Below are 9,779 nucleotides of genomic sequence, written 5' to 3'. Positions count from 1 at the left end.
CTCCCCCCGGCCGGGGGCGCCCGCCGGGCGGCCCCCGCGCCCCCCCCGCGGGGCGGGGGGGGGGGGGGGGGCCCCCCCCCGGGGCCCCGCCCCCCCCCCCGGCCCCCCCGCGGGGGGGGGGGGGCCCCGGGGCCCCCCCCCGCCCGGGGGGCCCCGGGGCCGGGCTCCCGTGCCGCGCAGGGCGATGCCCGGCACGGGAGCCCGGCCATTATCCGGCCTGACGGGCGAGCAGCGCGGCGAGGTCCTCGCCGGCGGCGCGCGCGGCCCGCCCGGCCACCGGGGAGACGCCGCCTTCGGGGTGGTGGAGGGGTGCGTTGCGATTTGGGAGGAGCTGGGCGGGGGGGGATGTCGGGGGTTTGGAGTTGGGGTGGGGGGTTGGGGTGGGTTGTTGGGAGGGGCGGAAGTACTTAGGGGGTTGAGTAGGTGGGCTCTGGTTGGGGGGGTGGTTTGGGCGGGATGCTGGGGGGATGGAGAAGGTTCGGGTTTCGGGCAGGCGGCTTGGGTGGCTGCGGAAGGAGATCGAGGCGTGGGAGGCGGAAGGGATCGTTGACGGGGAGGTGGCGGCGGCGCTGCGGGGGCGGTATGTCGCGGGGCGGAGGGTCGCGCTTGAACGGGTGGCGCTGATCCTCGGGGCGGCGTTCGTGGGGGTGGGGCTGCTCTGGGTGGTCGCGGCGAACTATGAGCGGATGTCGCCGCTTGTGCGGTTCTTGGGGATCACCGTCATCTGGCTGGCGGCCGTGGGGGTCGGGGAGGTCGTCGCGGCGCGGTTCAGGGGGGCGCTGCCGGAGGCCGTCAGGGTGATCGCGGTGTGCGCGGCGGGCGGCGTGGTGTTCCAGGGGGCGCAGAGCCTCCAGGTGCCGGCCGGGTCGACGCGGCTGCTCGCGGCGTGGGCGCTCGGGGCGCTCGCCTACGCGTACGCGACGCGGACGCGCGGGACCATGGTCGTCGCGGTGGGCCTGTCGGTCGGGTGGTACTGCTGGTGGACGGCCGAGCACGCGGCGAGCCACGGGCTGATCGCGGTCGCCATGCTGGTGGCGGCCGCGCTGGTGACGGCCCTGGCCGTCCTGCACGAGCCGTGGATACCCGAGTTCGCGCCGCTGCTCCGGCCGGTCGGCGTGCTGCTCGCGCTCGCCGGGCTGTTCACCGTCGCGTTCCCCGACCCGAAGTTCCAGCCGACCTGGCAGCTGTGGGCGGGGGCCGGGCTCACCGTGGTCCTCGCGGCGGTCGCGGCCTGGCGGAACGCGTCAGCGCGGATCGAGGTCGCCGCGGTCCTCGGCGTCCTCGTCGCCGGGTTCCTGATGGCCCTGTGGGGCCCCGAGGAGCCGAGTCTCGTCCGGGCGATCACCGGCATCGCCGTCTACGTGGTCGTCGCGGCGTGGTTCGCGCTGCTGGGGGCGACCAAGGGGCTGCCCGGGGTGACGCCGCTGGCGACCGCCGCGCTCGTCCTGTTCGTCACCACGCAGAGCTTCGCGATCTTCGCGCCGCTGTTCTCCGGCGCTGCCCTGTTCCTCGTGCTCGGCGCGGTCCTCCTCGGCACGGGCGTCGCCGCGCACCGGGCCCGCAACCTGATCCCGGGGGTCTCCCGATGAAGAAGCACCTCGCGGTCGTCGCCGCCGTCGTCCTCCAGGCCGCCGTGGCGGTCTGGGCGGTCTTCCCGCAGCTCGCCGCGTTCGCGACGGGCACCGAGGTCCGGCTGGCGGCGGCGCCGGTCGATCCGATGGACCCGTTCCGCGGCGCTTACGTCCAGCTCGACTACCCCGGCCTTCCGGAGAAGGCCGACGGTTCTGGCGACTACCACGTCCCGCTCGTCCGCGACGGCGACCTGTGGAAGGGCGGCACCCCCACCCGGACGCGTCCCGCGGCCCCCTACCTGAACTGCGAGGCGTTCAACGAGTACCTGGACTGCGGCCTGCACAGCTACTTCGTCTCCGAGGACCGCGCCCGACGGCTTGAGCAGAACCTCTCGACGGGCGGCCTCATCGCGGTCCTGCGCGTCGACGGCCAGGGCCGCGCCGTCCTCACCGGCCTAGAGGAACGCCCCTGACGCACCGACAAACCGGAAACACGGACGGCCGGGACATCGCGAACCACGACGTCCCGGCCGTGCCGGTTTGTGTTACTTGACCGACTTCACGATCTCGTCGATCGCGTAAGGCAGCGACGGAAGGGTGCCCTGCGACATGGCCGCGCCGATCGCGGGGCCCTCGCTGTCGAGCAGGTAGGACACGTTCCCGTTCTTCACCGCGGGCAGGTTCGCGAAGAGCGCGAACTTCTTCAGCGCGTCCTGGTCGGCCTGGTCGGCGATGACGAAGATGTGGTCGACGTCGATCAGGTCGATCCGCTCGGGCGACAGCGTGGTGTAGAAGCTGCCGCCGGCGACCTTGTCGATCTCGGTCTGGCCCTTGAAGCCGATGCCCGTCACCAGGCGGCCGCGCACGTCGGTGGTGGTGAAGGGGGCGACGGAGTCCTTGTACCAGGAGGTCGCGACGGCGGTCTTGTCGGCCCACTCGGGGTGCGCCTTCTTGGCGGCGTCGAGCTTGTCCTGGATCGCCGCGATCTTCGCCTTGCCCGCCTCTTCCTGGCCGAGTGCCTTGGCGATGTGCAGGGCGTTGTCCTGCCACGGCGCGCTGAACGGCTCGGCCTCGGTCTTGGTGCGGCCGACCGTCGGGGCGATCTTGGACAGCTTGTCGTAGGCGGCCTGGTCGATCTCGGAGTACACCGCGATGATCAGGTCGGGGCGCAGCGCCGCGATCTTCTCGAAGTTCGGGCCGGAGTCGCCGTTGTTCATGACGACCTCGGGAACGGTGTCGCCCCACAGGTCCTTCACCCAGGGCCACTGGGTGTTCACGTCCGGGGTCTGGCCGGGCGGGTTCGGGTACTGGTCGACCATGCCGACGGGCTTCACGCCGAACGCGAGGATGTGCTGGTCGTCGGTGTACCCGACGGAGACGACGCGCTCGGGGGCCTTGACGACCTCGGTCGAGCCGAAGAAGTGCTCCACGGTGACGGGGAAGACGCCCCCCGCGGCCGACGAGGCGGGCGCGGGCTCGTCCTCGGTGTCGGAGCCGCAGGCGGTGACGAGGCCGAGGCTGAGCACCGCCGCGGTGAGGGCCGCGGCGGCCCTGCGCAGGGCCGCCGTCGTTCTCTGGGAAAGCATGGAACACCTGATTCTGTTGTGCGGGGGATGGAGCGAAGCAACAAACCGTAACATGATCGGCTTAGGCTAGGCTAACCTAATCCTCCTGCGGCCCCTTCAGGTGCTCATGGACGTGGGTGCGTCCGATGGGGACGATGAGCGGACGATCGCTCACCGGGTCCTCGATGACCTCAGCGCGCAGCCCGAACGCCGCGAACAGCAGGTCCGCGGTGATGACGTCGCGCGGCGCGCCCTGCGCGAGGATCGCGCCGTCCTTCATGACGACGAGGTTGTCGCTGTAGCGCGTCGCGAGGTTCAGGTCGTGCAGCACCATGACGACCGTGCGGCCCGACTCGTGCAGGTCGTTCACGAGGTCGATGACGTCGAGCGCGTGCGCGAGGTCGAGGTAGGTCGTCGGCTCGTCGAGCAGGAGCAGGTCGGTGCCCTGCGCGAGCGTCATCGAGATCCAGACGCGCTGGCGCTGCCCGCCGGACAGCGAGTCGACGGGACGGTCGGCGAGGTCGGCCACGCCGGTCATCGCCAGGGCGCGTTCCACGACGTCGGCGTCGTCCGACGACCACTGCCGCAGCCAGCTCTGGTGCGGATGACGGCCCCGCGCGACGAGGTCGGCGACCGTCAGGCCCTCCGGCGCGACGGGCGTCTGCGGGAGGAGCCCGAGCTTCTTGGCGACGTCGCGGGTCTTCAGCCGCGCGATGTCCTCACCGTCCAGCACGACCGACCCCCGCGACGGCTTCAGCAGCCGGGACAAAGTGCGCAGCAGGGTCGACTTGCCGCAGCCGTTCGGGCCGATGATCGTGGTGATGACGCCGGTCGGGACGGTGACGTCGAGCCCGTCGATGACGACGCTGTCGCCGTATCCGACGGTCACCTGCTCGGCCGAAAGCCGCGTCGCCCCCTTAACCGTCACAAACCCGACCCTACTGAGGTCGTCGTGGTCGCTCAAAGCCGCCTCCTGAGGTTGGCCCGCACCAGCAGGTAGACGAGGAACGGACCGCCGATCGCGGCGGTCACGACGCCGACGGGCAGCGTCACCGGGAGCGCGGTGCGCGCGACGAGGTCGGAGCCGAGGAGCAGCAGCGCGCCGACGAGCCCGGACGCGACGAGCGGAGGCGTCGGGAACCGGGAGAGCCGCAGCGCCACCTGCGGCGCGACGAGCGCCACGAACGGGACGGGCCCCGCCGCGCTCACCGCGACCCCCGCGAGCAGCACAGCGCACAGCAGCAGCACCGCCCTGACCAGCGAGAACCGAACCCCGAGGCCCGCGGCGACGTCGTCGCCGAAGTGCATCGGCTTGAGGTGGAACGACGCGTACCCGACCACGGCCAGGAGCGCGATCGTGCACCACAGCGCGATCCACACCTCGCTCCACGAGCGTTCCTCGAGCGAGCCGACGAGCCACGCCTGGGCCCGCGCGACGTCCCGGATGTCTGCCTTGACCAGCAGCCATGTCGTCAGCGCCTCCATGACCGCGCTGACGGAGATGCCGATGAGGATCAGCCGGAACCCGTCGATGCCGCGTCGCCACGCGAGGAAGTAGACGAGCAGGCCGGTGCCGAGGCCGCCGGTCAACGCGGCGGCCGACAGGCCGACGGTCGAGACGATCGCGGCGGCGGCCCCGCCCGTCGCGGTCACCAGGAAGACCGCGGCCGCGCTCGCGCCGGAGGTGATGCCGAGGACGTCGGGGCTGGCCAGGGGGTTGCGCGCGATCGACTGGGTGATCGCGCCGGACACCCCGAGCGCGACCCCGACGATCAGCCCGACGAGCGCGCGCGGCATCCGCAGGTCCATGATGACGAACTCGTCGACGGGCTCGCCCCGGCCCAGGATCGTCGCGACGACCTGCGGCAGCGGGAGCGGGAAGTCGCCGACCGCGATGGACGCGCAGAACACCAGGAACGTTCCCGCCGCCAGCAGCAGCGCGACGAGCAGCACCCAGGGCCGCCACACGAACGACACGCGCCCGACCCGCACGCCGGGCCGCGCGGCCCGCTGCACCCCGGTCACGCGCCCTTCAGCTTTCCGCGCCAGACCAGCGCCGCGAAGAACGGCGCTCCCGCCAGCGCCACGACGATGCCCGCCTGAAGTTCCCCGGGCCGCGCGACGACCCGGCCGACGACGTCGCAGACCAGCAGCACCGCCGCGCCGAGCAGCCCCGCGTAAGGGACGAGCCAGCGGTAGTCGGGCCCGGTGACGTACCTGGCGATGTGCGCGACCATCAGGCCGAGGAACGCGATCGGGCCGCACGCCGCGGTCGCCGCGCCCGCGAGCAGCGTGATCGCGGCGATCCCGACTGTCCTGCTCGCCGCGAGGTTGACGCCGAGGCCGCGCGCGACGTCGTCGCCGAGGTTGAGCAGGTTGAGCGACGGCAGCACCGACAGCGCGAGGACAAGGCCGAACGCCACGAATCCGGTCACCGGCCAGATGACGCCGAAGCCGACCCCGGCGACCGACCCGGCGTCCCAGAACCTGAGCGCGTCGAGCGACGCCTTGTCCGACAGCGCGAGCGCCTTGGTCATCGCCGCGAGGAACACGGTGATGCCCTGGCCGGCGAGCGCGAGCGTCAGGGGGCTGCCCGCGCCCCTGCCGAGGCTCGCGAGCCCGAACACGACGACCCCGGCGACGCCCGCGCCGAGGAACGCGAACCAGACATACTGGAAGGGGTTGGTGAACCCGAAGAAGAAGATGACGGACACGACGGCGAACGACGCGCCGGCGTTCACGCCGAGCAGCCCGGTGTCGGCGATGGGGTTGCGCGTGTACCCCTGGATGAGCGCCCCGCTGACGCCGAGCGCGATCCCCGCGACGATCGCGAGCACGGTCCTGGGCATCCGTACCGTCTGCACGATGAGGCGGATCTCGGTGAGCCGCTGGTCGGGATCGGGGTCGGCGAACAGCCCGTACCTGACCTCGCCGAGGCTCAACGCGCGCGGACCGACGACGAGCGACACCGCCGACGCGAGCACGAGCACCCCGACGAGCACACCGAGCCCGACAAGCCGTTTTCGCCGAACTTCGGCGACTCCCGCAGGCGAACGTTTCGTCATGACCCCGTGCATAACGACGTACCGTATCCCCTCCCCGGATCACGCCCCGCGCTGCCCGGCACCCACCCAAGGCCGCTTATTTTGGTACTTCCTCGCTTACGGTGTAGATCCTGCTGTTTTCGCGGTGCGAAAAGGGTCGCGGGGGCGGGCGGCGTGTGACCGTCGGCGGTACCCCCGACGACGAGGAGCAGTGCATGATCGCGAAGTTGCTGGTCGCCAACCGTGGTGAGATCGCCGTGCGGGCCTGCCGGGCCGCGTACGAGCTGGGCATCGGGAGTGTCGCCGTCTACGCCGAGGAGGACAGGTTCTCGCTGCACCGGCAGAAGGCCGACGAGGCGTACCCGATCGGGGAGCCGGGCCACCCCGTGCGCGCTTACCTGAACGTCGACGAGATCGTCGCGACCGCGCTGCGGGTCGGCGCGGACGCCGTCTACCCCGGGTACGGGTTCCTGTCGGAGAGCCCGGAGCTCGCCGAGGCGTGTGAGCGGGCCGGGCTCGTGTTCGTCGGGCCGCCCGCGCGCGTGCTGCGGCTCGCCGGGAACAAGATCGAGGCGGTCGCGGCGGCGCGGCGGGCCGGGCTTCCGGTGCTGCGTTCGGTGACGCCGGAGCCGGGCGCTGAGCTCGAGGCCGCCGACGAGGTGGGGCTTCCCCTGTTCGTCAAGGCTGCCGCCGGAGGGGGTGGGCGCGGCCTGCGCCGGGTCGATCGGCGCGAGGACCTGCCCGCCGCGGTCGAGGCGGCGCGGCGCGAGGCGGAGAGCGCGTTCGGGGACGCGACGGTGTTCCTCGAGCAGGCGGTGGACCGGCCCAGGCACATCGAGGTCCAGGTGCTCGCCGACGGCGCGGGCCACACCGTCCACCTGCGCGAGCGCGACTGCTCGGTGCAGCGCCGCCACCAGAAGGTCGTGGAGATCGCGCCAGCGCCGGGGCTCGACCCGATCATCGCGCGGCGGCTGTGCGCCGACGCCGTGGCGTTCGCCCGGGAAGTCGGCTATGTCAACGCGGGGACCGTGGAGTTCCTGGTGGACGAGCGCGGCGAACACGTCTTCATCGAGATGAACCCGCGAATCCAAGTGGAGCACACGGTCACCGAGGAGGTGACCGGGATCGACCTCGTCCAGGCGCAGCTGCGGATCGCGGGCGGCGAGACCCTTGACGACCTCGGCATCACCCAGGACGACGTGACGGTCTCCGGCTTCGCCGTCCAGTGCCGCATCACCACAGAAGACCCGGCGCGCGACTTCAGGCCCGACACCGGGCGCATCTCGGCCTACCGCTCCCCCGGCGGCGCCGGCGTCCGGCTCGACACCGGCACCGCGTACGCGGGCGCGGAGGTGTCGCCGCACTTCGACTCGCTGCTGGTGAAGCTCACCACGCGCGGCCGTACCTTTGACGACGCGGTGCGCCGCGCCGCCCGCGCCGTCGCGGAGTTCCGGATCAGGGGCGTGGCGAGCAACATCCCGTTCCTGCTCGCGCTGTTGGACGAACCGGACTTCCGGGCCGGGGGCGTCACGACCGCGTACATCGCCGAGCATCCCGAGCTGCTGACCGCGCGGTCCAGCGGCGACCGGGCGACGCGGCTCGTGCGTTACCTCGCCGACGTCACCGTCAACAAGCCGCACGGTGACGCGCCGACCGAGCTCGACCCGGCCGCCAAGCTGCCGCCGCTGCCGCGCGGGCCGCTGCCGCAGGGCTCGCGCGACCTCCTGCTCGCGCTCGGCCCGAAGGCGTTCACCCAGGGGCTGCGCGGGCAGAGCGCGCTGGCCGTCACCGACACGACGTTCCGTGACGCGCACCAGTCGCTGCTGGCCACCCGGGTCAGGACCGCCGACCTGCTGCGGGCGGCCCCGCACGTCGCGCGGACGCTGCCGGAGCTGCTGTCGATCGAGGCGTGGGGCGGCGCGACCTACGACGTGGCGCTGCGGTTCCTCGGGGAGTCGCCGTGGGAGCGGCTCGCCGCGCTGCGCGAGGCGGCCCCGAACACCAACATCCAGATGCTGCTGCGCGGCCGTAACACCGTCGGCTACACGCCCTACCCTGACGCGGTCGCCAAGGCGTTCGTCACGGAGGCCGCCAAGACCGGCGTGGACATCTTCCGTATCTTCGACGCGTTGAACGACGTCGGAAGGATGCGTCCCGCCATCGACGCGGTTCTGCACACGCACGCGATCGCCGAAGGCACCCTGTGCTACACGGGCGACCTGTCCTCGCCGGGGGAACGGCTCTACACGCTGGACTACTACCTGCGCCTGGCCGAGCAGCTCGTGGCTGCCGGGGTGCATGTCCTGTGCGTCAAGGACATGGCCGGGCTGCTGCGCGCGCCCGCCGCGCGGACCCTCGTCACGGCGCTGCGCGCGCGGTTCGACCTGCCCGTCCACCTGCACACCCACGACACCGCGGGCGGCCAGCTCGCGACCTACCTCGCCGCGATCGACGCCGGTGTCGACGCCGTCGACGGGGCGTCGTCGCCGCTGTCGGGCACGACGAGCCAGCCGCCGCTCCAGGCGATCGTCGCGCACACCGACCACACCGAGCGCGCCACCGGCCTCGACCTCGACGCGGTGCTCGCGCTCGAGCCGTACTGGGAGGCGGTACGGCGGCTGTACGCGCCGTTCGAGATGGGCCTTCCCGCGCCCACCGGACGGGTCTACCGGCACGAGATCCCCGGCGGGCAGCTGTCCAACCTGCGGCAGCAGGCCGTCGCGCTCGGCCTCGGCGACAGGTTCGAGGAGATCGAGCGGCTGTACGAGGCGTCCGACCGGATTCTTGGGCGGCTGGTCAAGGTCACGCCGTCGAGCAAGGTCGTGGGTGACCTCGCGCTGCACCTTGTGGCTGCCGGGGCCGACCCCGAGCGGTTCGCGGCGCACCCGTCGCGATACGACCTGCCCGACAGCGTCGTCGGGTTCCTGTCCGGCGAGCTGGGCGACCCGCCCGGCGGCTGGCCCGAGCCGTTCCGCACCGCCGCGCTTGACGGCCGCGCGTACACGCCGCCGAAAGCCGAGCTCACCGAAGAGGAGGAGAAGGGCCTCAACGGCACCGACGTGCGCACGACGCTCGACAAGCTGCTGTTCCCCGGCCCGGCCAAGGCTTACGCCGAAGCACGCGCCGCGTACGGCGACCTGTCCGTGCTGCCGACGGGCCCGTTCCTGTACGGGGTGCGTCCGGGGCAGGAGGTCGCGTTCGACCTTGAGCCCGGCGTACGCGTCCTCACCTCCGTGGAGGCCGTAGGGGAGCTTGACGAGGCGGGCTGCCGTCAGGTGATCTGCACGGTCAACGGGCAGATCCGCACGGTCACCGTGCGGGACCGCTCGGTCTCGCCCGACGTGCCCGCCGCCGAGCGCGCGGACGCGGGCGTCCCCGGGCAGATCCCCGCGCCGTTCTCCGGCTCGGTCACCGCGAAGGTCTCCCCCGGCGACCGGGTCGAGGCCGGTGACGCCGTCGCGCTGATCGAGGCGATGAAGATGGAGGCGACGATCACCACGCCGGTCGCGGGGACCGTCGCGCGGGTCGTGGTGCCGGGACCGTCCCAGGTGGAGGCGGGTGACCTGCTCGTCGTGATCGCCTGACGTGAGCACCGGGGG

At 72.6% G+C, this 9,779-nt stretch carries 7 protein-coding genes; 3 read left to right on the top strand and 4 right to left on the bottom strand.

Features of this window, described 5'->3' with window-relative positions; translation table 11 throughout:
- Nucleotides 1-467 precede the first annotated feature (467 nt).
- Together R9X44_RS31015 and R9X44_RS31010 are read left to right on the top strand one after the other, a co-directional pair.
- The gene (locus R9X44_RS31015; protein ID WP_319817894.1) at nt 468-1,589 is read left to right on the top strand and encodes a DUF2157 domain-containing protein; all 1,122 of its coding nucleotides are present in this window, start codon (nt 468-470) and stop codon (nt 1,587-1,589) included.
- The gene (locus R9X44_RS31010; protein WP_319817893.1) at nt 1,586-2,044 is read left to right on the top strand and encodes a GDYXXLXY domain-containing protein; all 459 of its coding nucleotides are present in this window, start codon (nt 1,586-1,588) and stop codon (nt 2,042-2,044) included. The genes R9X44_RS31015 and R9X44_RS31010 overlap by 4 nt, the downstream gene beginning before the upstream one ends.
- A gap of 72 nt (nt 2,045-2,116) precedes the next feature.
- On the opposite strand, the gene R9X44_RS31005 is transcribed toward R9X44_RS31010, so the two are convergent.
- The 4 genes from R9X44_RS31005 to R9X44_RS30990 form a co-directional block, all read right to left on the bottom strand.
- Nucleotides 2,117-3,157, bottom strand: coding sequence for an iron-siderophore ABC transporter substrate-binding protein (locus tag R9X44_RS31005; RefSeq protein ID WP_319817892.1), 1,041 nt, complete (start codon nt 3,155-3,157; stop codon nt 2,117-2,119).
- Between the two features lie 76 nt (nt 3,158-3,233).
- Nucleotides 3,234-4,064, bottom strand: a complete 831-nt coding sequence (locus R9X44_RS31000; protein ID WP_319817891.1) for an ABC transporter ATP-binding protein — start codon at nt 4,062-4,064, stop codon at nt 3,234-3,236.
- A 32-nt stretch (nt 4,065-4,096) separates the two neighbouring features.
- Entirely contained in the window at nt 4,097-5,161 is a 1,065-nt protein-coding gene (locus R9X44_RS30995) for a FecCD family ABC transporter permease (protein ID WP_319817890.1), read from the bottom strand.
- Nucleotides 5,158-6,201, bottom strand: coding sequence for an iron ABC transporter permease (locus R9X44_RS30990; RefSeq protein WP_319817889.1), 1,044 nt, complete (start codon nt 6,199-6,201; stop codon nt 5,158-5,160). Before R9X44_RS30990 ends, R9X44_RS30995 begins: the two co-directional genes overlap by 4 nt.
- Before the next feature lie 194 nt (nt 6,202-6,395).
- Here R9X44_RS30990 and R9X44_RS30985 point away from each other — a divergent pair, with 194 nt between their 5' ends.
- Nucleotides 6,396-9,764: a pyruvate carboxylase gene (locus R9X44_RS30985; RefSeq protein ID WP_319817888.1), complete on the top strand. Its 3,369-nt coding sequence runs from the start codon at nt 6,396-6,398 to the stop codon at nt 9,762-9,764.
- Nucleotides 9,765-9,779 lie beyond the last annotated feature (15 nt).

The organism is Actinocorallia sp. A-T 12471, assembly GCF_033875155.1.
Lineage (GTDB): Bacteria > Actinomycetota > Actinomycetes > Streptosporangiales > Streptosporangiaceae > Actinocorallia.
This window is presented reverse-complemented; position numbering and strand designations above follow the sequence as displayed.

What these genes read in the sequence shown, in the direction of transcription:
- R9X44_RS30990 (WP_319817889.1), bottom strand. Translation starts at nt 6,201, where the DNA reads ATGACGAAACGTTCGCCTGCGGGAGTCGCCGAAGTTCGGCGAAAACGG.
- R9X44_RS31005 (WP_319817892.1), bottom strand. Translation starts at nt 3,157, where the DNA reads ATGCTTTCCCAGAGAACGACGGCGGCCCTGCGCAGGGCCGCCGCGGCC.
- R9X44_RS31015 (WP_319817894.1), top strand. Translation starts at nt 468, where the DNA reads ATGGAGAAGGTTCGGGTTTCGGGCAGGCGGCTTGGGTGGCTGCGGAAG.
- R9X44_RS30985 (WP_319817888.1), top strand. Translation starts at nt 6,396, where the DNA reads ATGATCGCGAAGTTGCTGGTCGCCAACCGTGGTGAGATCGCCGTGCGG.
- R9X44_RS31010 (WP_319817893.1), top strand. Translation starts at nt 1,586, where the DNA reads ATGAAGAAGCACCTCGCGGTCGTCGCCGCCGTCGTCCTCCAGGCCGCC.